The sequence below is a fragment of the Acinetobacter sp. FDAARGOS_515 genome (assembly GCF_003938865.1).
Lineage (GTDB): Bacteria > Pseudomonadota > Gammaproteobacteria > Pseudomonadales > Moraxellaceae > Acinetobacter > Acinetobacter ursingii.
Map to the genome: position 1 here is coordinate 2,565,211 of NZ_RKIX01000003.1, position 25,742 is coordinate 2,590,952.

20 protein-coding genes and 1 pseudogene are annotated in these 25,742 nt (G+C 38.7%); 8 read left to right on the forward strand and 13 right to left on the reverse strand.

Annotated elements, in window-relative coordinates; all coding sequences use genetic code 11:
- Positions 1 to 421: 421 nt before the first annotated feature.
- The 4 genes from EGS47_RS13960 to EGS47_RS13975 all read right to left on the reverse strand — a co-directional run bounded on the left by EGS47_RS13960 (position 422) and on the right by EGS47_RS13975 (position 3,326).
- Positions 422 to 961 (reverse strand): gamma carbonic anhydrase family protein, encoded by a 540-nt coding sequence (locus EGS47_RS13960; protein ID WP_119686622.1) that lies wholly within the window; start codon positions 959 to 961, stop codon positions 422 to 424.
- A 175-nt stretch (positions 962 to 1,136) separates the two neighbouring features.
- Positions 1,137 to 2,285: a D-alanyl-D-alanine carboxypeptidase PBP5/6 gene (dacC, locus tag EGS47_RS13965; protein WP_004988341.1), complete on the reverse strand. Its 1,149-nt coding sequence runs from the start codon at positions 2,283 to 2,285 to the stop codon at positions 1,137 to 1,139.
- Between the two features lie 113 nt (positions 2,286 to 2,398).
- Positions 2,399 to 2,800 carry an MCR_0457 family protein gene (locus EGS47_RS13970; RefSeq protein WP_004988340.1) on the reverse strand — a complete coding sequence of 134 codons (402 nt, stop codon included), beginning with the start codon at positions 2,798 to 2,800 and terminating at the stop codon, positions 2,399 to 2,401.
- Positions 2,801 to 2,951: 151 nt separating this feature from the next.
- Positions 2,952 to 3,326: an MCR_0457 family protein gene (locus EGS47_RS13975; RefSeq protein WP_119686621.1), complete on the reverse strand. Its 375-nt coding sequence runs from the start codon at positions 3,324 to 3,326 to the stop codon at positions 2,952 to 2,954.
- A gap of 101 nt (positions 3,327 to 3,427) precedes the next feature.
- On the opposite strand from EGS47_RS13975, the gene surE reads away from it, so the two are divergent.
- The 3 genes and pseudogenes from surE to EGS47_RS13990 all read left to right on the forward strand — a co-directional run bounded on the left by surE (position 3,428) and on the right by EGS47_RS13990 (position 6,225).
- Entirely contained in the window at positions 3,428 to 4,195 is a 768-nt protein-coding gene (surE, locus tag EGS47_RS13980) for a 5'/3'-nucleotidase SurE (RefSeq protein WP_119686620.1), read from the forward strand.
- Between the two features lie 144 nt (positions 4,196 to 4,339).
- On the forward strand, positions 4,340 to 5,188 hold the full coding sequence (locus EGS47_RS13985) for a peptidoglycan DD-metalloendopeptidase family protein (RefSeq protein WP_119686619.1): 849 nt from the start codon (positions 4,340 to 4,342) through the stop codon (positions 5,186 to 5,188).
- Positions 5,189 to 5,296: 108 nt separating this feature from the next.
- Positions 5,297 to 6,225: pseudogene (locus EGS47_RS13990) on the forward strand (LysR family transcriptional regulator).
- A gap of 133 nt (positions 6,226 to 6,358) precedes the next feature.
- Here the strand turns inward: EGS47_RS13990 and EGS47_RS13995 are convergent.
- Positions 6,359 to 7,570, reverse strand: coding sequence for an aspartate aminotransferase family protein (locus tag EGS47_RS13995; RefSeq protein ID WP_004998371.1), 1,212 nt, complete (start codon positions 7,568 to 7,570; stop codon positions 6,359 to 6,361).
- Positions 7,571 to 7,731: 161 nt separating this feature from the next.
- Here EGS47_RS13995 and grxD point away from each other — a divergent pair, with 161 nt between their 5' ends.
- Positions 7,732 to 8,073 carry a Grx4 family monothiol glutaredoxin gene (grxD, locus tag EGS47_RS14000; protein WP_004988322.1) on the forward strand — a complete coding sequence of 114 codons (342 nt, stop codon included), beginning with the start codon at positions 7,732 to 7,734 and terminating at the stop codon, positions 8,071 to 8,073.
- Between the two features lie 69 nt (positions 8,074 to 8,142).
- Here the strand turns inward: grxD and EGS47_RS14005 are convergent, their stop codons facing one another.
- From EGS47_RS14005 to ahcY, 6 genes are all read right to left on the reverse strand, one after another.
- On the reverse strand, positions 8,143 to 9,378 hold the full coding sequence (locus tag EGS47_RS14005) for a multifunctional CCA addition/repair protein (protein WP_119686618.1): 1,236 nt from the start codon (positions 9,376 to 9,378) through the stop codon (positions 8,143 to 8,145).
- A 94-nt stretch (positions 9,379 to 9,472) separates the two neighbouring features.
- Positions 9,473 to 11,743 carry an NADP-dependent malic enzyme gene (locus EGS47_RS14010; protein ID WP_004988316.1) on the reverse strand — a complete coding sequence of 757 codons (2,271 nt, stop codon included), beginning with the start codon at positions 11,741 to 11,743 and terminating at the stop codon, positions 9,473 to 9,475.
- A gap of 144 nt (positions 11,744 to 11,887) precedes the next feature.
- Complete coding sequence (locus EGS47_RS14015) at positions 11,888 to 14,749, reverse strand: GGDEF domain-containing phosphodiesterase (RefSeq protein WP_125269741.1); 2,862 nt, start codon at positions 14,747 to 14,749, stop codon at positions 11,888 to 11,890.
- Positions 14,750 to 14,898: 149 nt separating this feature from the next.
- Entirely contained in the window at positions 14,899 to 15,624 is a 726-nt protein-coding gene (locus EGS47_RS14020; protein ID WP_004988312.1) for a 16S rRNA (uracil(1498)-N(3))-methyltransferase, read from the reverse strand.
- Between the two features lie 22 nt (positions 15,625 to 15,646).
- Complete coding sequence (gene metF / locus EGS47_RS14025; protein ID WP_044433544.1) at positions 15,647 to 16,483, reverse strand: methylenetetrahydrofolate reductase [NAD(P)H]; 837 nt, start codon at positions 16,481 to 16,483, stop codon at positions 15,647 to 15,649.
- A gap of 131 nt (positions 16,484 to 16,614) precedes the next feature.
- Positions 16,615 to 17,997 carry an adenosylhomocysteinase gene (gene ahcY / locus EGS47_RS14030; RefSeq protein ID WP_119686614.1) on the reverse strand — a complete coding sequence of 461 codons (1,383 nt, stop codon included), beginning with the start codon at positions 17,995 to 17,997 and terminating at the stop codon, positions 16,615 to 16,617.
- Positions 17,998 to 18,250: 253 nt separating this feature from the next.
- Here ahcY and EGS47_RS14035 point away from each other — a divergent pair, with 253 nt between their 5' ends.
- The 3 genes from EGS47_RS14035 (at position 18,251) to EGS47_RS14045 (ending at position 22,179) form a co-directional block, all read left to right on the forward strand.
- On the forward strand, positions 18,251 to 18,793 hold the full coding sequence (locus EGS47_RS14035; RefSeq protein ID WP_119686613.1) for a cysteine peptidase family C39 domain-containing protein: 543 nt from the start codon (positions 18,251 to 18,253) through the stop codon (positions 18,791 to 18,793).
- 173 nt (positions 18,794 to 18,966) lie between these two features.
- A complete protein-coding gene (locus tag EGS47_RS14040; protein ID WP_119686612.1) occupies positions 18,967 to 19,932 on the forward strand; it encodes a DUF4424 family protein in 966 nt (321 codons plus the stop codon).
- Positions 19,933 to 20,232: 300 nt separating this feature from the next.
- Entirely contained in the window at positions 20,233 to 22,179 is a 1,947-nt protein-coding gene (locus tag EGS47_RS14045; protein WP_005004738.1) for an oleate hydratase, read from the forward strand.
- A gap of 53 nt (positions 22,180 to 22,232) precedes the next feature.
- On the opposite strand, the gene proP is transcribed toward EGS47_RS14045, so the two are convergent.
- Positions 22,233 to 23,714, reverse strand: coding sequence for a glycine betaine/L-proline transporter ProP (proP, locus tag EGS47_RS14050; RefSeq protein ID WP_125269742.1), 1,482 nt, complete (start codon positions 23,712 to 23,714; stop codon positions 22,233 to 22,235).
- A 531-nt stretch (positions 23,715 to 24,245) separates the two neighbouring features.
- Between proP and EGS47_RS14055 the strand changes: the two genes are divergently transcribed.
- A complete protein-coding gene (locus EGS47_RS14055) occupies positions 24,246 to 25,298 on the forward strand; it encodes a diguanylate cyclase (protein WP_125269882.1) in 1,053 nt (350 codons plus the stop codon).
- Between the two features lie 29 nt (positions 25,299 to 25,327).
- Here EGS47_RS14055 and EGS47_RS14060 read toward each other — a convergent pair whose 3' ends face one another.
- Complete coding sequence (locus EGS47_RS14060) at positions 25,328 to 25,717, reverse strand: carboxymuconolactone decarboxylase family protein (protein ID WP_004988292.1); 390 nt, start codon at positions 25,715 to 25,717, stop codon at positions 25,328 to 25,330.
- Between the last annotated feature and the right edge of the window lie 25 nt (positions 25,718 to 25,742).

Sequence of the window (25,742 nt, forward strand, 5' to 3'; positions counted from 1 at the left end):
CTTTTTTTGAAAAGTCTGGCATACGATCATCAAGTAAAAACCAACTTAAGCACATAAAAAACAGTATAAATAAGAAAAAGATAATTCCTAAAATGCCAAAAAAACCGCGGTACTTAGGATTAAATTTGGAATAGTACAATCTCAGATTTTTTCGTTGTATAGCGTTGAGTGTAATGACTAAATAATTAAAAAAACAAAGAATTAGTGTAATCAATGTACATATTGCGAAAAAGTCATTCAGAAATTTGTGCTGGTTTGAAAGCTTCGTCACCATAGTGGTGTGGAGTAATCCAGAAAAATTAAAATCGAAACTCACAAAGATCAGCGCAATCATCAATGGAATAAGATAGAAATAATAATAAGGCACGACGTTATCGAGATAAATTAAAAAAATAGGCGTATCTCGGCGTGTTCTCATTGACTATAATTCCTTCAAATAATTATTTTTCACCTTCACATAATTCTGCGCTGAATAAGGTAAAAAGGCTTTTTCTTTATCGGTTAAAGGCCGTACTTTTTGAACAGGACTTCCGACATACAAATATCCACTTTCCAAAACTTTACGTGGTGGAACCAAACTGCCTGCACCAATCATCACATCATCTTCAACAGTCACATCATCCAAAATCACGGTATTGATGCCGATTAAAACCCGATTGCCAATATTACAACCATGTAAAGTCACATGATGACCAACGGTGACATCTTCACCAATAATTAAAGGAGAGCCTTCAGGTTTGCCTGTTTGTTTATGTGTCACATGTAACATGGAGTGATCTTGCACATTACTGTTTTTACCAATGCGAATATGATTAACATCACCGCGAATCACGGCGAAGGGCCAGACAGAAACATTCGCAGCCAATTGAACATCTCCAACCACCACAGACATTTCATCGATATAACAACTCTCATCAATTTGTGGGTATTGATCTAAATAAGGTCGAATGTTTTGGGTCATGGCGAGCTTCAAAGTCAAAGATTAGGGAATTATAAAATAAAAAAGCATTCAGACTAAGTGCCTGAATGCTCAAATGACTGACTTTAGACTTCTTTCATCATTGTTTAAACTCTCTTTATTTTTCTCCCATAGGCAGAAATAAAAGGGACTGATGAATGAAGTCTTTTAAACATGATTAAAATAAGTTACTAAAAAACATTTTGATATGATCGATCATACGCGCGAAGAAACCAGCTTCTTCTACAGGCTTTAAAGCCACAAGTGGTTTTTCAGCAATGACTTTACCATCAAGACTTGCCACCAATTTACCTACCACTTGACCTTTCGCCAAAGGCGCATTCAGTTTAGGCTGAATCACCAGTTGAGTTTTGATGTTATCCGCTTGACCTTTCGGCATAGTAACATTGAAGTTTTCAGCTAGACCAATTTGAACTTCATCTTCCTTACCAAACCAGACTTTAGCTTTTGCTAAAACTTGATTTGCAGGTTGAACATTGACGGTTTCAAAGTTAGAAAAACCCCAAGCCAATAATGTACGTGTTTGAGAAGCACGTTCATTCATGCTTGGTGTACCAAAGATCACCGAGATTAAACGCATAGGACCGCGCTTACTTGATGTGGTCATACAAAAACCAGCTTCGTTGGTATGACCTGTTTTTAAACCATCAACACTTGGATCTGTATAAAGTAACGCATTACGGTTACCTTGTTTGATTCCATTAAAGGTAAATTCTTTTTCAGAATAAATCGGGTAATATTTTGAACTGTCTTTGATAATATGTTGTGCAAGAAGCGCCATATCCTTTGCAGAAGAATAATGACCGTCAGCAGGCATCCCTGTTGAGTTAATAAAGTGAGTATTGGACATGCCAATACGCTTAGCTTCCTGATTCATCATGTGGGCAAACGTTCCTTCATTGCCTGCAATATGCTCAGCCATTGCAACAGAAGCATCGTTACCCGATTGCACAATAATACCGCGTAACATTTCCAGAACGGTCGCTGTACCATTTAAAGGAACGTACATACACGATTCTGCACTGCTGCCACGACACCATGCGGATTCGTTCATGCGAACGCTTTCATTTTCAGTCAATTCACCCTTTAAAAGTTTTTGCTCAATGATATAACTGGTCATCATTTTGGTCATAGAGGCAGGGGCAAGATGTTCGTTTTCATTCTTCGATGCGAGAATTTGCCCCGTCTCATAATCCATTAAGACATAAGATTTATTATTTAATTCTGGGGGTGAGGATAAAACAGTTGCTGCATAGGTAAATGATGGTAAGAGTATAAGTGCAGCAAAGGTGCTTTTTTGAATCATTCTAGGCGTTCCGATAACTTGTGTGAAGCAGACGAGCCTAGCATTTTAGGATAAAGCCAAGCCGACTTCTACGTTAAAAGTCGGCTTATTTCATACATATTGTAAATAATCAGTTATTTCGAATAATAATTACGGACATCATCGCAAATTTGGCGATTGTCATCATCAGATGCTTTTTTGGCATCTGCACGAGCTTCTTTCAAAGCAGGTTGAAATTCTTTGCTTTTAGCACGTTTTTTTAAAACCTCAACAGCGTTTGGTTCATTGTTTAAATAAGCTTTGACCAAGTTTTCATAAGCTTTATTAAACTTTAAATCCTTACCAATCAAGCTTGGACACACCTCAGACAAGACATAAATTGCTGCAAGTTCTTGAGGGGTAACGTTATCAGAAGTTGGGGTAACTTCAATTTGTTCAGATTCAGCTTTTTTGTCTTTGGCAAAGGCAGTGCTGGTGAAAACGCTAGAAGCGAGGAGAAATGATAATCCAGCTATTTTAAACACATTTTTTTTCATAAAAACTCAAACTCAAAATAAGACTTAAAGAATTTGAATCACTTATAGCATGAAAAGCAGTTTTAATTTGTATCTTTGCTGTAGAACTTATGCAGAACTAGGTTCTAAGTAATTGAATTATTTAGAACCAAAATTTGACTAGATCGACAACTTATTCTTGATAACTTAAAACATCTTCACACACTGTTTTTTGTTCATCAGTCGAAGTTTCTTTGAGTGTTTGATGTGCGTCAGCCAATAGAGATTTATATTCAGCATCATTTTGTAATGCTGCAAATGTCATGCTCTGACCTGAATAGGCTTTTAGATTCGTTTGAATCAATTTTTGAATATTTTGCTCAAATGTCGCATTTTTCCCAATCAGAGTAGGGCAAACTTCACTTAAAACTTGTGTTCCTGCAATATCTTCTTTGACTAACGCATTACGTTCTGCCTGAGACAATGCTTCGTTTGCAAATGCCATTTGACTAAATGTGATTGCCGTTAAAGTAAATAAACAAAAGCGTGATATAAATGACGTTCTCATGGTTTCACAAAATTATTAATGAATTTAGTCGCTAAATATATATAATTCAATGAATATTTCAATTGAATAACCTCATCAGTCATTTATCGAGATCGTGTTTTGTGAATATTCTTATAGCCAACGATGATGGTGTTTTTGCACCCGGCATTCAGGCGCTTGCGCAAGCTTTAAAACCCTTAGGTCGTGTTGTTGTGGTCGCTCCAGAAAGTGAGCGAAGTGGATTTTCTAGTGCGTTGACCTTAGATCGTCCTTTACGTCCCATTCCAATTGCACAGGATGTCTGGGCAGTCAATGGTACACCAGCAGATTGTGTCTATCTTTCCATGAATGGTTTGTTCGATTTTGAATTTGATCTGGTTGTGAGTGGCATTAATAGCGGGGCAAATCTCGGTGATGATGTGCTTTATTCAGGTACAGTCGGTGCTGCGTTTGAAGGACGTTTAATGAAACAGCCTGCTATTGCTGTGTCTCTAGCGGGCAGCAATGTGCGGTCTTATGAACATGCAGATGATTATGCTGTTGCCGCTCAATGGGTACATGATTTTATCGCGCGAGGCTTACCACAGTTACCGCCTCGTCATATTTTGAATATTAATATTCCAGATGTGCCAGAACTTATGGGTGAAAAGATCACATATCAGGGGCTTCGTGCACAGTCTAAGCCAATTACGAGCCATGTTGATCCGCGTGGTCGACAAGTGTACTGGATTGGACTCGCTGGTGAAGCGGTGACAGATCCTAAAAGAACACCTAGCCATGCCCAGTCCGATTTTTTTGCAGTTGCCAATGGTTATGTCAGCATTACGCCTATTCAGATGGATGCTACTAACTATGCAATACTTGAAGATTTGCAAAAATCATTATCTTGATCTATTTGAAAATAAACCCATCGTTAAACAGTGCAGAATGTTATAACTTTGTGAAAATTAGGACGTTGAACGTGCGTCTTCGTCCTTTTTTGGTACTCTTAGCGCAAATGTCTGTTGTTTTATATTGATGAGAGAGGGAGATCGATGCCATTGCTTCGACATGAAAGTGAAATCGCGTTTATTTCAAGCCATAGATTTCTAAAAAAAATAATGATATCTGTGGCGGTTGTCTCCGCACTTGCAATAACAGGTTGCGCTTCTAAGCCACAAATTTCAAATTCAAACCGTGTAATGAATTCACCGGATTATTATACGGTGCGCTCAGGTGATACCTTGAGTGGAATTGCTGCGCGTTATGGTTTGAATTACATCAATATTGCACAATTAAATGATATCGCGCCACCATATCGAATTTATGTCAACCAGTCCTTACGTTTAAAAGGTTCCGCAGCCAAACGTACCACGACGACGCAACCTATTACCCAAGCTGCACCAATACAACGTCAAACCATTGCACTGCCTACAACACCATCGACGACCACACAGACGACATCTCGTCCAGTCACTCCAGCTGTTGCACCTGTAACAACAGCACCAGTTATTACAGCAACGCCAACTTCAACCAGTTTACGTTGGGTAAAACCATCGGCTGGACCCGTGATTCAGCAATTTAATCCAGCAACAAATGTAAAAGGTCTACGCTATGGTGGAAATCTAGGGGACCCAATTTATGCAGCAGCAAATGGGCAAGTTGTCTATGCTGCGGATGGACTTAAAGAGTACGGTAATTTAGTGTTGATCAAACATATTGATGGCTACATTACGGCTTATGCGCATAACAATAAAATGCTGGTTAAAAGTGGCGACAATGTCACAGCAGGACAAAAAATTGCGGAAATGGGCTCATCTGGCACCAATCGCGTCATGTTAGAGTTCCAAATTCGCTTAGATGGTAAACCCATTAATCCTGCAAATATTATCCCAATGAACTAGTTGAAAGTTGAAATTAAATAATGCAAAAACTAAATTTCTCCGTATAATACAATGAGATGCCTTTATCAAATAATGATAACTGCATCTCATAAGTTTAGAGGGAAATTTATGTTAGATCAACTTCGAGCAATGGGAGTGTTTGCTTGTGTTGTAGAGAAAAGTTCGTTTAGTGGTGCCGCCCGTGATCTGGGTATTACCACCAGTGCAGTGAGTCAACAGATTCGGTCTCTAGAGCAGGACATGGAAGTAACACTTCTTCACCGTTCTACCCGTAAATTAAGCTTAACTGAGGCTGGACAAGCTTTTTTCCACAGTTGCCAGGAAATGCTAGCTGCTGCGGAACGTGGCAAGATTCGTATTAATGAATTGCGTGATGATTTGGTTGGAGATTTGCGTATTGCAACTACTCCCGAATTAGGCGCCTTACATGTTGTCCCAGCTTTATCTCACTGGATGTCTGCACATCGTGGACTATCTGTAAATTTTGAAGCAGATCATCGATATATTGATCTTATCGAAGGGCGCATTGATATTGCCATTCGTATGAGCCCAAAAATTGAGGATCAAAACTTAACTATTATTCCAATGGCACGTGTCGATCAGGTTTTGGTCGCTTCACCAAGCTATTTGAATCAATCAGCCCCCATTTCGCGTCCTGAAGATTTAAAGAATCATGATCTGATTCCTGTAAATCTAATGAATAATTACCAGCACTTTTCATTTCAGCATGCTACAAATGGTGAGTCCGTAACGATAGACATGAAAACTCGTCTACAAACGAATAATGTTTTTGTCGCGAAATCTTTATGTCAACAAGGACATGGTTTACCAGAATTCTGTACTTGGATGTACAAAAAGAGCTTGTAAATGGTTCTTTGGTTGAAGTCTTACCAGATTGGAATCTACCTGCTTTTACACTGTATGCAATTACGTCTAAGCGTGAACAACAGCCGATGAAGATTCATCGTTGTCTGGATGCGTTAAAGCAGTATTTTAGCCAGTTACCCGGTGGACGAACTTTTCAGGAAGCCTCTTAAACGCATCGTATATCCGTAAATACAGCAGGTAAAAAATCGAGTTATGCCAATAGCTCGATTTTTTATTTTTTAATGTCGATAAAAAAGCCACAACATGATTGTGGCTTTCAAACAGACGCTTTTAACTTAAAACTTAAGCTAAAAATTGCTTAATGGCTGGAACTAAACGCGATAATAAATCATCAGCTTGTTCTTGAGTCATATTTAGAGGGGGCAGTAAACGTACTACAGAACCCGCGGTAACATTGACAATCAATTTATATTCATCACGTGCGATAGCGACCATTTCAGGGCAGGCTTTTGGTAATTCAACACCAATCATCATCCCAAAACCACGCACTTCGACATTTAAACCAGAAAGTTGCTCACGTAACTGCTCGACAATGTAGCTTCCCACTTTTGCAGCATTTTCTACTGCATTCTCTTTCTGAATCGTATCAATCACCGTATAAACCACACGTGAACCTAGCACAGTTCCACCATAGGTTGAACCATGGCTACCTGGCCCGAGTATGCCTACCGCTTTGGCTTGAGTCATTACAGCACCAATAGGAAAGCCATTTCCCAAACCTTTAGCAGTCGTTAAAACATCTGGAACAATATTGGTATGTTGATATGCAAAATATTGACCTGTACGACCATTACCCGTCTGAATTTCATCGAGCATCATCAGCCAGTTATGCTGATTACATAGAGCGCGAACATCTTCTAGATAGCTAAAACCCTGCGGTGCAGTATTGATCCCACCTTCACCTTGAATCGGTTCAATCAAAATCGCGACAATATCGGGATGTTGCAAAGCAACTTCCTGCAATGCTTCCAAATCTCCGAAAGGCACACGAATAAATCCTTCAACTAGAGGAAAAAAGCCTTCCTGAACTTTACTATTACCTGTTGCAGATAGCGTCGCCAATGTACGCCCATGAAAAGATTTTTCAGCAACGACGATTTTAGGATTTTGAATGCCTTGTTGGCTGGCGTACTTGCGTGCAATTTTAATTGCGCCTTCGTTAGCTTCAGCGCCGCTATTGGAAAAGAAAACTTCCTGCATGCCTGAAACTTCGGCCAGTTTTTGTGCCGCAGCAGTTTGCCACGGGATTTCAAATAGGTTGCTGGTATGAATTAAAGTGGCTGCCTGTTCAGCAATCGCTTCTGCAATAACAGGATGCGAATGACCTAAGCCACAAACGGCTATACCTGTGAGAGCATCCAGATATTCTGTGCCATCTTCTGTATAAAGATAAGAACCTCGTCCTCGTACAAAACTGATCGCTTGGCGGCCATAGGTTGCCATCAAATGTGAAGGTTGATCAGGTTGTACAGGGGCGAGAGTAATGTGATTCATGACGAACTCTTATCTGTTGAATAAAAGGAAAGGGTTTATATAAGCAAAAACAACCGCAGAATGAAAGGGCTAAACGAAATTAAAATAGAATTATCATGTTCTATCCTAACAAACACACTGGTTTTAGGTATAATAGTCGCAGAATAGTTGAGGATTTATCTATGACTGAACAAGCACGTGACACCGAAGCACTGATTCGCGATCAAATTGCTAAGCACTCGGTTTTACTTTATATGAAAGGCACTCCGCAGTTTCCACAATGTGGTTTCTCTGCGCGTGCGGTTGAAGCACTCAGTCAAATTGGTCGTCCATTTGCCTATGTGAATATTCTGGAAAATCCTGATATTCGTGCAACACTGCCACAAATTGCGAATTGGCCGACTTTCCCACAGCTTTGGGTCAATGGTGAGTTGGTTGGTGGTAGCGATATCATGCTGGAAATGTTCCAAAATGGTGAGTTAAAACCTTTAATTGAGCAATATAGCCCAGCGCCAGAAGCTTAATTTAAGCCATTGATATAAAAAAACCTGAGATTTTCTCAGGTTTTTTTATGCAATTTTATATCGTGCCATCTAAACGTTATTCTCATGTTGCTGTTTGAGATCAGCCAAAGCATCAATTCGATACTGAATCAGCATTTCACCAATCTCTGCGCCATGAATATCTTCAGGCAAATCTGAAGCTTTAATTGAACGGACAATATGCATGGCTTTACGCATATATTCAGCTTGTGGATACGCACGATCTTCTAAACCTAATCGACCGCGTGCATCACATTCACAGGCTTGAATAAACGCTTCAACTCGTTCAGGACGTCTTAGAACATCCAAACGTTGCAGTAGGCGCCATAGGGTTCCTGGTTTTAAGGTCATAGCTTGATGGCATTTTAAATGTTCTTTACAGACTGAAACTGCCAATTGTTTAAGTTGTGTTGGAACTTTTAATCGATCAGATAAATCTTGAACAGGCGCAACACCGCGTTCTTCGTGCATGATATGACGTGGAAGTTCATCTATAGGCGTAAGTGCTTTACCCAAGTCATGTACTAAAACCGCATAGCGTACATCAAGTGAGTAATGGGCATTACACGCTTGTTGCAAGGCCATCAAGGTATGAATGCCACAGTCAATTTCAGGATGGTATTCAGGACGTTGTGGTACACCAAATAAAGCTTCGATTTCTGGAAATAAAACTTTTAGTGCGCCACATTGATGTAAAACTTCAAAATAGATATTGGCATGAGTTTCCATCAAGGCTCTGGAGGTTTCTTTCCAGACACGTTCAGGTGTGAGCGCATCTAATTCACCAGACTGACTTAATTGTTGCATCAAATTCAATGTTTCTGGAGCAATCCTAAACCCGTATTGAAAATAACGTGCTGCAAATCGTGCAACTCGTAATACGCGAAGCGGATCTTCTAAAAAAGCATCGGATACATGACGTAGCAGTTTAAGTTCCAGATCTTGTTGACCACCATAAGGATCAAAAATCTCACCTGAAGTTTCATCCATTGCAATGGCATTAATCGTGAGATCACGTCGAATTAAATCATCTTCAAGTGTGACGTCTGGATCGGTAAAAAATTGAAAACCATGATAACCGATACCCGATTTACGTTCGGTACGCGCAAGAGCATATTCATCTTTGGTTTGTGGATGTAGAAATACAGGAAAATCTTTACCAACAGGCTGATAGCCCTGATTAAGCAATTGCTGTGGTGTTGCTCCCACCACGACATAATCTTTTTCGTGATAGGGGTGCCCAAGTAAAAAATCGCGTACGGCACCGCCTACTAAATAAACATGCATGAAAAAACCTCTGTTCTTAAGCTCATGATGCTACAGAACAGAGGTTTTCTCAAGTCACAAAGTTAAGCTTTTCTAATCTCTTAAGTTTAAAGAATTAGCCACCGCTTTGCTGAATTTCTGCGACAGTCAATGCTGTCATATTCAAGACACGACGTGTTGTTGCGGTTGGTGTCAAAATATGTACAGGTTTTGCTGCACCCAGTAAAATAGGTCCAATGGTGACATTGTTCCCTGAAGTGGCTTTCAGTAAGTTAAATGAAATATTCGCTGAATCCAGATTCGGCATGATCAATAGATTTGCAGAACCTTTGAAACGCGAATTTGGGAATGCAAAGTGACGAATACTTTCATCAAGTGCTGCATCACCATGCATTTCACCTTCAACTTCTAGCTCAGGCGCGCGTTCAGATAACAAGCGATAAACTTCACGCATTTTTTTCGCGCTTGGATCGTTCTGGTCGCTACCAAAGCTTGAATGTGAGAGCAAAGCAATACGTGGCGTAATACCAAAACGGCGAACTTCCTCAGCAGCCATAATGGTCATATCCACTAATTGCTCTGCGGTCGGATTAGTATTCACATAGGTATCAGCAATAAACAAATTGCGATCTTCTAGCATCAATGCATTGAGGGTAAAGAAGTTGTTTACACCTTCTTTAAGTCCAATGACATTGCTCACAAAGTCGAGATGGATATCATAACTACTATATGTACCACATAGCATGCCATCCGCTTTGCCAAATTTAACCAACAATGCGGCGATCAGTGTCGAGCGGCGACGTGCTTCACGTTGCGCGTATTCCTCTGTAACACCTTTACGTTGCATAGTGTGGTGATAATCTTTCCAAAACTCTTCATAGAGCGGATTTTTTTCTTGGTCTACAATCTCAATATTAGTGCCATGTTCTAAACGTAAGCCTAGTTTTTTGATATTGTTTTCGATGACCGCTGTACGACCGACCAAAATTGGAAAGGCAATGCCTTCATCTACTGCGATTTGTGCAGCGCGAAGGACACGTTGATCTTCACCTTCTGCATACGCAATACGTTTAGGATCAGTTTTTGCTTGAGAGAAAATCGGTTTCATCATAAACGCTGAGTTATAGACAAACTCAGACAATTTTTGACGATATGCTGCAAAATCTTCGATCGGACGAGTGGCAACACCTGAATCCATGGCTGCTTTTGCAACGGCAGGCGCGATTTCAAGAATCAAACGCTGATCCAATGGACGAGGAATCAGGTAATCACGACCAAATGAAGCAGATTTCTCACCATAGGTTGCAGCATCTGCTTCTACGTGTGCCATACGCGCGATGGCATGCACACAGGCAATTTTCATTTCTTCATTGATCGTGGTTGCACCTACATCAAGTGCCCCACGGAAAATGTAAGGGAAACAAAGTGCATTGTTTACCTGATTTGGATAGTCTGAACGACCAGTCGCCATAATGACATCAGGACGAACTTCGTGTGCATGTTCAGGTAAAATTTCAGGATCTGGATTTGCCAATGCAAAGATGATTGGATTTTCTGCCATTTCCTTGACCATTTCTTTGGTCAAAATACCTGCCGCAGAAAGACCTAAGAACATATCCGCACCCGCCATAACTTCATGAAGTTTGGTTTGTGGAATATCTTGAACATAGCGCTTTTTAGAATCATCTAGACCATCACGAGACGTGGTTAAAAGTCCACGTGAATCGGCAACGGTGATGTTTTCTTTACGCACACCAAGTGCACATAATAAATCCAGACAAGATAATGCTGCAGCACCAGCGCCTGACGCTACAATTTTAATGTCTTCGATTTTTTTGTTGACCAGTTGCAGTGCATTTAATAATGCTGAACCCACAATAATACTGGTTCCATGTTGGTCATCATGAAACACAGGAATATTCATGCGTTCACGAAGTTTTTTCTCTATATAAAAGCATTCTGGGGCTTTGATATCTTCGAGGTTAATACCGCCAAAAGTAGGTTCTAAAGCAGCAACAATGTCCACGATTTTATCGGGATCATTTTCTGCAATTTCAATATCAAAAACGTCTACGCCCGCAAATTTTTTAAAGAGAACGCCTTTACCTTCCATAACAGGCTTAGATGCCAAAGGTCCAATATTACCAAGACCTAAAACTGCCGTACCATTACTGACCACTGCGACCAAATTTCCGCGCGCAGTATATTTTGCCGCTGTAGAAGGATCGCGTTCAATCTCTAAACATGGAGCTGCAACTCCCGGAGAATAAGCAAGAGCCAAGTCATGCTGATTGACAAGTTGCTTGCTTGGTGTAACGCTGATTTTCCCTGGAGTAGGATGTTCATGATAATACAAAGCAGCCTGTTTTAATGATTGATCGTCCATCTGAATCTCGATTGTTACAAGAGTTAACTAGTGAATGCTTGGGTGTAACGGGTAAAGCCGTTCGAATATAACATTAGTTGGGCTTTACGCACAGTCAAAAACTATCAATTTGCTTAGAACTCACGGTTTTCAAAGCGGAATAAATTATTCACCCACACATTTGTGGGTTTTTAAAAACTCAGTACTCTTTTCAGGATTGAGCGGTTTAGAAAATAAAAAGCCCTGCAAAATATCGCATTTTTGTTGGTTCAAAAAGTCAGCCTGTTCTTGTGTTTCGACACCTTCAGCCACTAAAGTCAGGTTCATGGCTTTGCCCATGGCAATCATGGCGCTTACGATAGCTTCCTGTTTTGGATTTCCAATTTTAGAAATAAAACTACGATCAATTTTTAAAATATCAATTGGGTATTCGGTTAGATACGCCAAAGAAGAATAACCGGTTCCAAAGTCATCCAGCGAAATGAAAATTTCTCTTTGCTTAATTTCCTGTAACATTTCCTGAACGATTTCAGAGCTGTCCATGAGTGAAGACTCTGTAATCTCAAGTTCTAATTTTTTACCGTTAATTTGATAATACTGCATGGCATCATCCAGATCGTTGAGCAATTGACCGCGATGAATCTGCTGGGCGACGACATTGACTGAAACGCAAATATTTTTAAAACCTAAATCGTCACAAATCCTGATTTGTTTAGCGGTTTCCATGATCACAAATCGACCAATATCAGAAATAAGGCTGGTTTCTTGCGCAATTGGAATAAAGAGGTCAGGCCCAATTAATCCACGTGTTGGATGATTCCAGCGCGCCAATGCTTCAAAGCCATAAACATCGTGGCTTTGTGCGCAGACTTTTGGCTGATAATAAACGACCAATTCATTATTTTTGATGGCATTACGAAGTTCACGTTCAATATTCACGCCTTGAGTTAATAATGCTGATTTTTCAGGTGAATAATAACAAACGGTATTGCCACCTAAACGTTTAGCATCATTTAAAGCTTGTTCAGCATGATTATTTAAACTGTCAATTTGACGACCGTGTTCAGGATAGTAGGCGACACCCATCGAAACAGTAACAACAATGTCATGACCTTGAACATGAAAAGGTTCAATAAAACTTTCAAAGATACGAGAACAATGTTGTTCGATAGAGGGGCGAATATGTGAAATCTCATAAAGAATAGCAAAGTCATCGCCATTTAAATGGGCGACCAACAGTGCTTCAGGTGTAGTTAAACGCAAACGTTGTGCGACTTTTTTTAATAACTCATCCCCACCATTATTGGTCAGAAACTCATTTAATGTTCTAAAACGGTCGATATTAAAACGAATGACTGCAAACTGTTTAATTGGATTTTTTTGACTCACTAAATACTGATGAAGCTGATAGTTATAATAAAAACGATTTGGCAGATCGGTGAGTGTGTCGTAATTTTCCAGATAAGATAAACGTTGTTCTTGGCGTTTTTTCTCAGTTTGATCAGAGACAATGCCGATATAATTAATAATTTGGTCATTGTCATTTTTAACAGCATTGATATGCGTCCAGATTGAGACTTCTTTGCCTGATAAAAAATTCTCGTTTAATTCACCATCAAATTCACCTTTTTGTAAGAGTTGCTTAGTGATATTGAGGTGCATGTTTTTTTGTTGGAATTTATCATTTTGGGTAATATCAAATAAATGCTTGCCCAATATTTCCTGTTTTTTAAATCCAGTGAGTTGCTCATAACAAGGATTGGCATCGACATAGCATAGATTTTCATCCAGAACGAATATGCCTTCGGCTGCCTGTTGAACGACACTAGCCGCAAGTTTGAGTCGATCCTGATCTTTTTTCTCTTGGCTGATATCGCGTCGAATACCTACCATTCGCAAAGGAATGTTACTTTGTGGATGGCGCAAAACCACCTGACCGACTTCCTGCACCCAGTACCAATGATCGTCATATTGAATCCGCATGATCACATCAAAACGTGATGTGTAGCCTCTTAAATGTCGATACAGTGCTCTTTTGACAAACAATAAATCATCAGGATGGATAATTTTTTCAAGATAACTTTGATGTGATTTCCAATCTTTGGTAATCCTATCTTGTTCTGGTGTGGTCAGTTCGATTTTACGGTGTTCAATATCCCAGTGCCACGGGCGAATTCCTGCAATTTCATGAGCTAATCTTAAATTTTGGGCGTTGTTTTCTAATCTTTCGTTCATCTTTTCAATATCATAAGTTCTTTCTTTGACTTTTTGCTCAAGGAGTTGATTATGCAGTTGCAATTGTAGTTCAATTTCTTTGGATTTATCCATTTCAACTTGTAGCTGTTGATAAAGTTCATCGGTCCATTTAACTTGCTCTTCGGCATTTAGTTTGAGTTCTTTATTTTTGAAAAATAAAATCGACATTCGCCGTTTATTACGATGAGACGCAAATGCACTAAAAACAAAAATGATTAAGATAAAGTTATATGCCACATAAAATAAAGAATAAGCTGTTTGTGGATGAGCAAACTGCGAAATAAACAGAGGCAAAATAGTAGGTAAAAAAACCAGAAAAAAAAGTCTGAGAGATTGAGTGAGATAAGTCAGACAAATAATCCCAGTAATCATGTATAAGACTGAACTTAAGGTTAATACATGAGCTGCTGTTAAGGGGGGATTAAGCGATGTCAAATTAAAATTGATTAATAAGATGCCTGTACCAATGACTACACCACTACCGAAGCAAATAAATTGCATCCAACGATTAGCGCTGTTGAGACCATAGTGATTTTCTTTAAAATAAAACTCAGAAATGCTCCAACAAATTATAAAAAATAAACTGCTAACAGCAATCCAGATATTAAAACACAAAGAAGAAACAGGACTATAAAATAAACGATATAACAAATAGTCAAAAATACAGAGTAAAAATAAATTAATGAGTAAGGCTTTACTCTGTCTGATCGAGCTTTTGATATGAGCTGTATCGACATGATCGTACAATTCAGTTTCTTGTGGTTCAGACATATAAATATGTTCCGGTTAAATTTCACACAACAATTAAGTGAATACAAAAATAAAATCAGAATACTTTTTTAATGTTAATGAAGGTGTTTGTTAATGTCGTTTTACGTTGTCATACCTAACATGGAAAATCAATATTTGTTTCGACTAAATTAGTCGGCTTTTGACAAAAAATGATAGTTCAAAATTGAAAGCGCAACGACAGGTGCTGTTTCTGTACGTAAAACTCTTTCCCCAATACACCAGTTTAGAAAACCGTTTTCATTAGACTGTTGGATTTCTGCTTCGCTGAGCCCACCTTCTGGACCAATGAGCAGGGCAATCTCAGATAAACTATTAAGTAAAACATTTTCTTGGTCTTTGTTGGGTGCTAAAACAAAACGAGAAGATGGGAGTTCAGAAACTAACCATTCATCGAGAGAAATCGGAGCGAGAATTTTAGGAACACGGTTCATACCGCATTGTTCACACGCTGCGATTGCAACAGATTGCCAATGTTCAATTTTCTTTTGGTCACGCTCATATTTAAGTCGCATTTCACAGCGTTCGCTGGTTAACAGTTGAATCGTTGATACGCCAAGTTCGGTTGCTTTTTGAATCGCGTAATCCATGCGATCACCTTTACTCATCACTTGACCTAAAAGCACCTGAAATGGCGGAGTTCGATCAGTGGGATCAAAGTGATCAACAGAGACAAATGCATTTTTTTTATTAATTTCAGTGAGCGTTACAAGATATTCACCACCTTTTCCATTGAAAAAGATGGCTTGCTCTTGCTCTTTTGCACGAAGCACACGAACCCAATGATGAAATACTGACTCAGTTAACTCTATAGACTGATTGGTATCTAACTCTGTTTCAATATAAAAGCGATTCATAATTGGGTAAGGCTCGTACAAATTAGTTTAAACCGAGATCAACAACGAGTTGTCGAGTAGGTTCAGTTTGGTTCATTGAATAGAAGTGAAGTGTTGGGGCACCACCTGCGATTAAACGTTCGCAAAGTTTAACAATAACTTCATGACCAAAAGCTTTAATGCTTGCACTGTCATCGCCATAGGCTGCAAGTTGTTTGCGAATCCAGCGAGGAATTTCAGCGCCTGTACCGTCAGCAAAACGAATGAGGTTGCTGGCGTTGGTAATAGGCATAATCCCGGGTGCAATTGGAATCGTAATTCCTTCTTTTTCTAGGCGTTCAATAAAGTAGAAATAGGCATCTGGATTGAAGAAAAACTGGGTAATGCCTGCATTTGCACCTGCGTTAACTTTCTCGACAAAACGCTTGATGTCTGCATCAAATGTTTCGGCCTGCGGATGCATTTCGGGGTAAGCGGCGACTTCAATATGAAAATGATCACCAGAATGTTCACGGATAAAGCGTACCAAGTCTTGTGCATAAGGCAATTCACCGAGTCCAACCTGACCTGATGGCAAATCACCACGTAATGCGACGATACGATTAATACCTTGTGATTGATACAAATCTAAGAGTTCAGCAATACGCGCTTTATCATCGCCGATACAAGAAAGGTGAGGGGCAACTGCCGTGCCTTTACCATTAAAATCATTGATGGCTGCTAAAGTACGTTCACGCGTAGAACCACCTGCGCCATAAGTAATCGAAAAAAACTCAGGGTTGAGTAATTGGAGTTCTTGGTGAACAATTTTTAACTTTTCTGCACCAGCGTCAGTTTTTGGCGGGAAAAATTCAAAAGAAATAGGAACACGTTTCGTCATTTCAAATCCTTTTTTATTTCTTTTCACCTCTCCTAAATCCTCTCCTGAGAGGAGAGGACTTTTTGATATTCATTCGGGTAATGAATATTCCCTCTCCCTTAGGGAGAGGGTTAGGGAGAGGGAATTAAAACTTAGTATTTATAAGCGTCAGATTTGAATGGACCTTCAACAGGAACGCCCAAGTAATCTGCTTGTACTTGAGTCAGTTGAGTCAATACACCACCAAAACCAACAACCATTGCAGCAGCCACTTCTTCATCTAATTTTTTAGGAAGTACTTCGACACGAATCGCTGCTTGTTTTTGATCAGATGGTAAGTCAGCAAATTTTTCAGCAAATAAATGCATTTGACCTAATACTTGATTTGCAAAAGAACCATCCATAATACGTGATGGGTGACCTGTTGCATTGCCAAGGTTGACTAGACGACCTTCAGAAAGCAGGATCAAGTAATTGCTTTCGTCTTCTGAACGATACACTTGGTGGACTTGAGGTTTGACTTCCACCCATTTGTAACCACGTAAATAAGCGGTGTCAATTTCGGTATCAAAGTGACCAATATTACAAACCACTGCGCCTGCTTTTAAGCTATCTAACATTGCAGAATCACAGACGTGATAGTTACCTGTTGTGGTTACAACAAGATCAGTATTGCCTAACAAGTCTTGGTTGATGTCTTCTTTCTTACCTGTTTGCACACCATTTTTGTATGGAGATACAACTTCGTAACCATCCATGCAGGCTTGCATTGCACAAATCGGATCAACTTCAGTGACGCGAACGATCATGCCTTCCTGACGTAATGATTGAGCAGAACCTTTACCTACGTCACCGTAACCGATCACCAGCGCACGACGACCAGAAAGCAACATATCCGTTGCACGTTTAATCGCATCATTTAATGAATGGCGGCAACCGTATTTGTTGTCATTTTTAGATTTCGTGATTGAATCATTGACGTTGATTGCAGGAACTTTAAGCGAACCATCTTTCCACATTTCAAGTAGACGTTGTACGCCTGTGGTGGTTTCTTCGGTAATGCCGTGAATCTTTTCTAAAAGCGCAGGGTATTTTTCATGAACAAGTGCAGTTAAATCACCGCCATCGTCCAAGATCATGTTGGCATCCCACGGTTTGCCATTGACATTGATCTGTTGTTCTAAACACCACACATATTCTTCTTCAGTTTCACCTTTCCAAGCGAAAACGGGAACACCACTTGCAGCGATTGCAGCGGCAGCATGGTCTTGAGTAGAGAAGATGTTACAAGATGTCCAACGAACTTCAGCGCCAAGCTCAACCAAAGTTTCAATCAAAACCGCAGTTTGGATTGTCATGTGGATACAACCCAAGATTTTTGCGCCAGCAAGAGGTTTTGCTGCTGAATAACGTTTACGTAAACCGATCAAAGCTGGCATTTCTGCTTCAGCAAGTTTAATCTCTTTACGACCGTAGTCCGCTAGGGAAATATCAGCAACTTTATAATCTGTAAATGAAGCATTAACCGCGTTCATCACGATCTCCTTTTTTTAAAAACAAATATTGATCATTCAGTTCGCGGATGCCGTTATTCTGTGAAGCGTGATTACTGAGTTTTCAGCTGCTTCAGACGTCGAGCCTAGCGATTTCACATGATTATTTTTAAAAATCAGCTTGTGAAAAAGTCGCAGCATCCCTCGACTGGTGGCGCTATTGTACTGATAAATTGTTACAGTGCCAACGCTGTTTTGTGTATGATTCGAATAAATGTAATGCGAGTTCAACGTGATGGCGCTAGAAATTCCAGAGTCCTTAGTCAACCTTGAAGCCAACTGTGGCATTTTTGCACTGTGGATGTTATTTCAACATCATGGCGTTGAAATCGATATTTCGGAATTGATACAGGCTACTCAACATGATCAAGAATATGGCACATTTACCGTCGCTTTAGCGGTTGCATTAAAAAAATTTGGTTTTGATGTGTCTTTCTATACAGATAATGATCCTTATATCGATGACAGTGAACGTTTAATTTATCAACAAGCCCAAGCTTTAAATATACCTATACTTTCGGCGCTCACTTATTCCGAAATTCAAGGGGCAATTGAAAATGGACAGATGGTCATTGTTTCTTATGACACTTTGGATGGTGTAGGCAATCAGTCCTTAGTTTATTCAATGGATGAGCAGGAAATTTGTTTCTTTGACAGTTTTGATCCGATGCCAGCTTTTTTATTCGAACAGCAACGTGATGCAGAGGGAATTTGTAGACAAGTAATTTTAATTAATGATCAAGAGCTAAAGTTAATGCAATCTACAAAATTCAGTTAGAGTTAGAAGAGACAAACACAGAATTTTTGAAATATGGTATGTCAATCAAAAGCAGAAGATTTCTTTTTAAGTTCCTTTTACTTTACCTTAATGAGCAAAAATAAACGGATCAAATAATGCTAAAAGAAGTTTCATAATGTAGATAATTTAAATAAAGTAGAGAGATCATCATAATGATTAAAAAAATAACATGTCTTGCTTTGATTGGTATTTTTACTGTTCCTATTTTATATGCAAATGATTCAACGGGATATGTTGCAACAGGTGGAGTCGCTTATATTAAAAATCCGAACATCAGTATGCAAAAAGAAAATCTATTTATCAGTAAAAAACAAATTCGTGTTGAATATGAGTTTAAAAATCTAACGTCTCATAATATTCAGGAAAACATTTTATTTCCTTTGCCTAAAGTTGGGAATTCACGTGAAAGTGATTTTGCTGATACAGATGCTTTTATTAACAGTTTTAAAGTAAAAGTCAATCAAAGACCTATCGATGCATCTGTACATGTGCGAGCTTTTTTGCCCGCGTTGAACCAAAAAGGTGAGATAGATTGGACGAAAGATTCGATTGATGTGACTCAAGAATTAAAAAAATGTGGCTTGAGCGATCAAGAGTTGATGAATCCGTGGACACAGAAAATCAGTGATGAGGTGTTAAATCAACGTATTTTCCGCTGCGAACAGCCTAAAGTGCAAAAACTAATTAAACCCTATCATCCAGAGGATTCTATTTATTGGGAGGCACAAGTTATTTATAGCTGGCAACAAATCTTTAAAGCCAATACTGTGACGCATGTTGTGCATCAATATCGGCCTTTGGTCGGTGGTTCGGTCTATCTTGATGATGGAATAGCAAAAGATCACTGTGTCAACCAGAGCTTTAAAAATGCACTCAACAAAATGCCAAATAAAAATCCACCTTATATGGGGTTGAGTTATATTTTAAAAACGGGAGCAAACTGGGCGAAATCGATTGGTAATTTTAACATGATCATTGAGCGAGATAAAAATGAATTGATTTCACTCTGCTGGAAAGGAAATATACAAAAAATAAATGCAACTCAATTCAAAATCTCAGAGAAAAATTTTAAACCGACAGAGGATGTAAATATTATTTTTGTGCCATTATTAAGATGAGAAAATAATATTATTCATTCAAAATGAAAATTTTAGAAGAAATAGAATAGACTTCTTTCATCATTGTTTAAACTCTGTTTATTTTTTTCCATAGGGAAAAATAATAAGAACTTATGCAAGAAGCCTAATATATCTTTAAAATCACTTTATTGTAAAAATAGACTAAATCAATAGAATTTAAGAGACAGCCAGATCAAATACAAAGTTAATACAGAACTTGGCTAAAAATAGTGATGGATATGATCATACTAATAGGCTCATAAATAACATATTTCAGATAATAAATCCGAAGAGGAACTCATGAGTAAAATTACTTCAAAATTTGATAAGGTTCTCAATACATCACAATTCCATGGAAAGATGGTTCACGAACCAGACTCGAGTACGGAAACTTATCAAAACTCAGCTGATATCACGACACCACCAGCCGACTATATCGGTAATTATCAAAGAAATCGCGGTATTGGTTCTGACCAATATCAAAACAGTAAAATTTATATTGTTGGGAGTGGTATCGCGGGTTTATCAGCAGCTTATTATTTCATTCGCGACGCACAAATACCCGCATCCAATATCATTTTCATAGAACAACTCCATGTTGATGGCGGTTCATTGGATGGTGCAGGTAATGCCCAAGATGGCTTCCTGATTCGTGGTGGTCGCGAGATGGAATTTGCCTATGAAAATATCTGGAACATTTTTCAGGACATTCCTGCATTAGAGTTGCCAGAACCTTTTAGTGTGCTGGATGAATATCGTTTACTCAACGATAATGATCCCAACTTTTCCAAAGCACGATTGATCCATCAACAAGGTCAGGTACAGGATTTTAATAAGTTTGGTTTATCTAAGAAAGATCAACTTGCGATTGTCAAATTACTTCTCACCAAAAAAGAAGATCTGGACAATACCAGTATTGAAGAATATTTCAGTAGCGAATTTTTAGCATCGAACTTTTGGACTTTATGGCGAACCATGTTTGCTTTTGAAAACTGGCACAGCCTACTCGAATGCAAACTTTATATGCATCGTTTTTTACATCAACTTGATGGTTTTAAAGATATGACGGCGCTAGTATTTCCAAAATACAATCAGCACGATACCTTTGTTAAAACCTTAGGGCAATATTTAAAGAAAAAGGGCGTTACTCTTCAGTTGAATACTTTGGTTAAAGATGTAGAGATTGAGCAAAAAGGGAAGGAAAGCATCGCAAAATCATTATTAATAGAAAAAGATGGCAAAGAACAAAAAATTGATCTGACTGAAAATGATTTTGTGGTGATTACTACAGGTTCAATGACTGAAGATACTTCGTATGGTAACAATACGACTGCGGCAATGAGTAAAGTGGACAATAGCACGAGTGGTCAAAGTGCAGGCTGGTTACTCTGGAAAAACTTGGCAAAGAAATCTCCAGTATTTGGCAAACCTGAGAAGTTTTGTAGCAACATTGAAAAATCATCTTGGTTGTCCGTTACTTTGACGTGTAAACCGTCAGCTTTTGTTGAAAAACTGAAAGAATACGCGGTTAATGATCCGTACTCTGGTAAAACGGTTACTGGAGGAATTATTACAATTACAGATTCAAACTGGTTGATGAGCTTTACCTGTAACCGTCAGCCGCATTTCCCCGAGCAGCCCGATGATGTATTAGTGCTTTGGGTATATGCCTTATTTATGGATAAACAAGGCAACTATGTTAAAAAGACCATGCCAGAATGCACAGGTAATGAAATACTGGCAGAGTTGTGTTATCACTTGGGAATTGTTGATCAACTAGACAATGTTATTGAAAACACCATCACCCGCATTTCCTTTATGCCATATATTACTTCAATGTTTATGCCACGTGCTAAAGGCGATCGTCCACGTGTAGTGCCTGAAGGATATAAAAATTTGGCCGTGGTAGGGCAGTTTGTAGAAACCAATAATGATGTCGTTTTTACTATTGAAAGTTCAGCTCGAACAGGACGTTTAGCTGTTTATAAACTTCTTAATATTGATAAACAAGTGCCAGATCTTTCGCCTTTGCAATATGACATTCGTCACCTAATTAAAGGTGCAAAAACCTTAAATGACGGTGGGCCATTTCCAGGTGAACGTTTACTCAGACATGTGTTGAAAGGCACTTATTATGAACATATTTTGCCAAAAGATGCAGCGCAACCAGAAACCGAATCATTTTTATCTGAACAGTTTGGACATTTTAAAGACTGGATCAGTTCTATAAAAGAAAAAGCGAAATAGATCAGAAAAAACAAGACCCTAATTAGGGTCTTGTTTTTTTATAGGAGAAAAAGCTAATCAATATCTGGATGCTGTTTGGCAAGATGATCTCGTTTTTCCTGTAATTCTTCAATTTTTTGATCAATCTGCTCAATCTTCTGTTCTATATTTTCGTGATATTGTTCCAATAATTCTTCCGCTTCTTCGCAATCAGCTGCCATTGGTGTTGCACCTTTAAGAGGTAAATTGGCTGTTTCTTTCAGGTAAAATGCGGTCATAATTCCAAATACGCCGCATAACATTAAATAGTAAGCTGGAACCATAATATTTTGCGTAGTTTCAACCAACGTGGCGGTAACGGTTGGTGTTAACCCTGCGATGACTACTGAAATATTAAACGCAATGGCAAGCGCACTATAACGAATCTCAGTGGGAAATAGGGCAGGCAATGTAGATGCCATCACACCAATTAGCATATTGAGCGAAAGTGCCAAAATTAAAAGGCCTAGAAAAATTAAGTAGACATTATTGGTATCAAGTAAAAGAAAGGCAGGATAAGAAAATAAAACCAGTGCAATACTGCCTGCAAATATAAAAGGACGACGGCCAATTTTGTCACTAAACATCCCAACAAAGGGTTGAACAAAAAGCATTCCGACCATAACGGCAATAATGATCAATACCCCATGATCTTCTGAATAGCCTAAGTTATGCGAAAAATAACTGGGTAAATAAGTAAGCAGCATGTAATAGGTGACATTAGTACAAATGACCAGACCAACACAGACCAATAAACTACGCTTATGTTCGCTCAATATTTGCTTGAAACCAATTTTTTTAGGTTTTTTTGAATCTGATTGATTTTCAGTATGTGCTTGAAAGGTAGGGGTTTCATCAAGAGAGTGACGTAAATACAGACCTATTAAGCCCAAAGGTAAAGCCAGATAAAAGGGAATTCTCCAACCCCATTCCATAAAGGCAGTTTCACCCACAGAAAAACTGATTAAGGAAACAACCCCTGCACCCACCACGAAACCTAAGATTGAACCAAAATCGAGCCAACTTCCCATGAAGCCGCGTTTCCGATCGGGAGAATATTCGGCTACAAAAATGGCAGCCCCTGCATACTCCCCCCCAACCGAGAAACCTTGCGCAATTTTGACAATCAACAATAAGATCGGTGCCCAAATCCCAATACTTTCATAAGATGGAATCAAACCGATACCAAATGTACTTACAGACATGATAATAATGGTAATGGCTAAAACTTTTTGTCGTCCGTACTTATCACCTAAGCGACCAAAGAATATTCCTCCTAACGGTCTAAAAATAAAAGGAATAGAGAAAGTTGCAAGCGCAGCAATCATCTGCACACTGGGGGACGAATTGGGAAAAAATACTTTACCCAGTACATAGGCAACATAGCCATATACACCAAAATCGAACCATTCAATTGCATTACCAAGTGCGGCAGCCTTAATCGCTTTTTTGGTTTTTTCATAATCAACAATTTCAACGTCATCTATTTCAAGAGGTTTTATTTTTCTTTTGGACATAGTGGATTATTTCCTGAGTAATCACAATTTGATGTAGTTTTACGAGCTTTAGCAATTCAACTGCAATTTACGTTAACAATTCATAAAGATCATCTTTTCAATATCACGTTAGAAATACACAAAACCATAAGAGTTGTATGTGTATTTTTTTAAATGATTAAATATCAGAAAATTATAATTTTAGAATGATCTTTAAATTTATGTGTTGCGTGATGATGAAGAAAATGTGTGCCTATGATGTAAATATGTAATTTGATGCGAAAATTTAAATAATAGCGCTCAATTTTAGAAATATAAAATAGGAATTATTCTAAAGCACCATAAATAGCAAAAAAGTGTCGCAATATGTCAGTTCTTATTTTTTGTTGTAAATAAATATTCTTTAATTAAAATTTTTTTAAAAAAATTGGTATATATATACATTATTTTATGAATAAAATATGGTTAGAATCATGTGGTTGACGTACCGTTGGATAGGCGGCTTAGCAATAAGCAATTCGTTTTATCATTGAATAGAAAGCCCTAATGACCATGCCATATATAAAAACGGATGAAGCAATATTACTTGAACGCAGCAAGCGATATGTTCATCGTATTTTTTTAATGCGGCAAACGGGAACTATTCTGTGTTTTCTATCCATTTCTTCAGTTCTTCATTATTTAAATTACTCTTTATTTGTATATATCTTACTGGGTATTAATGCCTTTGTTTGGCCCACAGTGGCTTATGTGTATGCTAAAAGCAAACAAGATGCAGTGAAAACCACAAATATGAGTTTAGTGGTCGATGCTGCTTTAGGGGGAATTTGGGTTGCCGTGATGTGGATTAGTCCTTTTCCATCATTAATTATGGTCGCGATTTTAATTTCAGATCGTTATGCCGCAGGCGGATGGGTCATTTTAAAACCCTCTCTGATTGCTATGCTAGTCAGTTGTTTGGTCATGTGGGTATTGTTAGGTTTTCATGTGAATGTCGATTTTGATAGTCGCATTGTCTGGTGTTCACTACCTTTGGCAACGCTCTATATCATGTTTTTAAGCGTCTTAACCCGAAACCTTGCTGTGCAGTTAATCCATAAAAATCGAGAATTTGAGCGTATTGCCCTAATGGATCCGCGTTTACATATTCCTAACCGCCGTTTGTTTGAGCAGCGCCTTTCTTCAATTTTTATCCAGACTCAGAGAAATGGAACGCATGCACATTTGATGTTGCTAGATGTCGATGACTTTAAATACATTAACGACACTTATGGACATGAGGCAGGGGATTACTTTTTAGGCGAAATTTCCAGTATTTTAAGGCATTTTATTGGCCCTAAAGATACCCCAGCTCGTTTTGGTGGTGATGAACTTGCCGTTATTGTGGTAGATCGAAGCAACGATGAAATTTTAATACTTGCTGAAAATATTGCAGCATATATCAAGAATATCCGATTACAAAGTGATGAGCATTTTTCTGCAAGTATTAGCATCGGAATTGCATCTGTAGAGACTGCACAAACAGTCTCTGAATGGTTTGGTCTGGCAGATAAAGCGCTTTATTATGTCAAACGCAATGGTCGAGATGGAATCCAGATTTATTAGCAATAAACATATGTATTCGTAAATCTGATTTAAGTTTGATTATTTTGATATTCCTGAATCACTTCTAAGGCTGCGCGAAATGCTTCTTGGGCTGCTGGCGCACCGCAATAAGGCAAACTATGCAACAGTGTTTCTTGTATTTCCTCAATGCTGCAACCATTATTTAATGCGCCGCGTACATGGCCTTTTAGTTCTGTAGGTGCTTTAAGTGCGGTTAACATGGCAAGGGTAATCAGTGAGCGATACTTACGAGGTAGTACACCTTCACGTTGCCATGTAGATCCCCAAGCATGTTCATTAATCCAGTTTTGCAGGGGGGCTGTGAACGGTACGGTATTGTCCTGAGCACGTTTAACAAATGATTCGCCCATCACTTCAGTTCGAACTTTTAAACCATTTTCATAATCTTGTTGTGACATCATCTTTCCTATAATTTGCAAAAAA

Bases quoted from the DNA above. Each gene is read 5' to 3' on its own strand.
- EGS47_RS14055 (WP_125269882.1), top strand. From the start codon at position 24,246: ATGCCATATATAAAAACGGATGAAGCAATATTACTTGAACGCAGCAAG.
- dacC (WP_004988341.1), bottom strand. From the start codon at position 2,285: ATGATTCAAAAAAGCACCTTTGCTGCACTTATACTCTTACCATCATTT.
- EGS47_RS14045 (WP_005004738.1), top strand. From the start codon at position 20,233: ATGAGTAAAATTACTTCAAAATTTGATAAGGTTCTCAATACATCACAA.
- EGS47_RS14035 (WP_119686613.1), top strand. From the start codon at position 18,251: ATGGCGCTAGAAATTCCAGAGTCCTTAGTCAACCTTGAAGCCAACTGT.
- grxD (WP_004988322.1), top strand. From the start codon at position 7,732: ATGACTGAACAAGCACGTGACACCGAAGCACTGATTCGCGATCAAATT.
- EGS47_RS13975 (WP_119686621.1), bottom strand. From the start codon at position 3,326: ATGAGAACGTCATTTATATCACGCTTTTGTTTATTTACTTTAACGGCA.
- EGS47_RS13995 (WP_004998371.1), bottom strand. From the start codon at position 7,570: ATGAATCACATTACTCTCGCCCCTGTACAACCTGATCAACCTTCACAT.
- EGS47_RS14005 (WP_119686618.1), bottom strand. From the start codon at position 9,378: ATGCATGTTTATTTAGTAGGCGGTGCCGTACGCGATTTTTTACTTGGG.
- proP (WP_125269742.1), bottom strand. From the start codon at position 23,714: ATGTCCAAAAGAAAAATAAAACCTCTTGAAATAGATGACGTTGAAATT.
- EGS47_RS14020 (WP_004988312.1), bottom strand. From the start codon at position 15,624: ATGAATCGCTTTTATATTGAAACAGAGTTAGATACCAATCAGTCTATA.
- EGS47_RS14060 (WP_004988292.1), bottom strand. From the start codon at position 25,717: ATGTCACAACAAGATTATGAAAATGGTTTAAAAGTTCGAACTGAAGTG.
- EGS47_RS13970 (WP_004988340.1), bottom strand. From the start codon at position 2,800: ATGAAAAAAAATGTGTTTAAAATAGCTGGATTATCATTTCTCCTCGCT.
- EGS47_RS14040 (WP_119686612.1), top strand. From the start codon at position 18,967: ATGATTAAAAAAATAACATGTCTTGCTTTGATTGGTATTTTTACTGTT.
- ahcY (WP_119686614.1), bottom strand. From the start codon at position 17,997: ATGAACGCGGTTAATGCTTCATTTACAGATTATAAAGTTGCTGATATT.
- EGS47_RS14015 (WP_125269741.1), bottom strand. From the start codon at position 14,749: ATGTCTGAACCACAAGAAACTGAATTGTACGATCATGTCGATACAGCT.
- EGS47_RS14010 (WP_004988316.1), bottom strand. From the start codon at position 11,743: ATGGACGATCAATCATTAAAACAGGCTGCTTTGTATTATCATGAACAT.
- metF (WP_044433544.1), bottom strand. From the start codon at position 16,483: ATGACGAAACGTGTTCCTATTTCTTTTGAATTTTTCCCGCCAAAAACT.
- EGS47_RS13985 (WP_119686619.1), top strand. From the start codon at position 4,340: ATGCCATTGCTTCGACATGAAAGTGAAATCGCGTTTATTTCAAGCCAT.
- EGS47_RS13960 (WP_119686622.1), bottom strand. From the start codon at position 961: ATGACCCAAAACATTCGACCTTATTTAGATCAATACCCACAAATTGAT.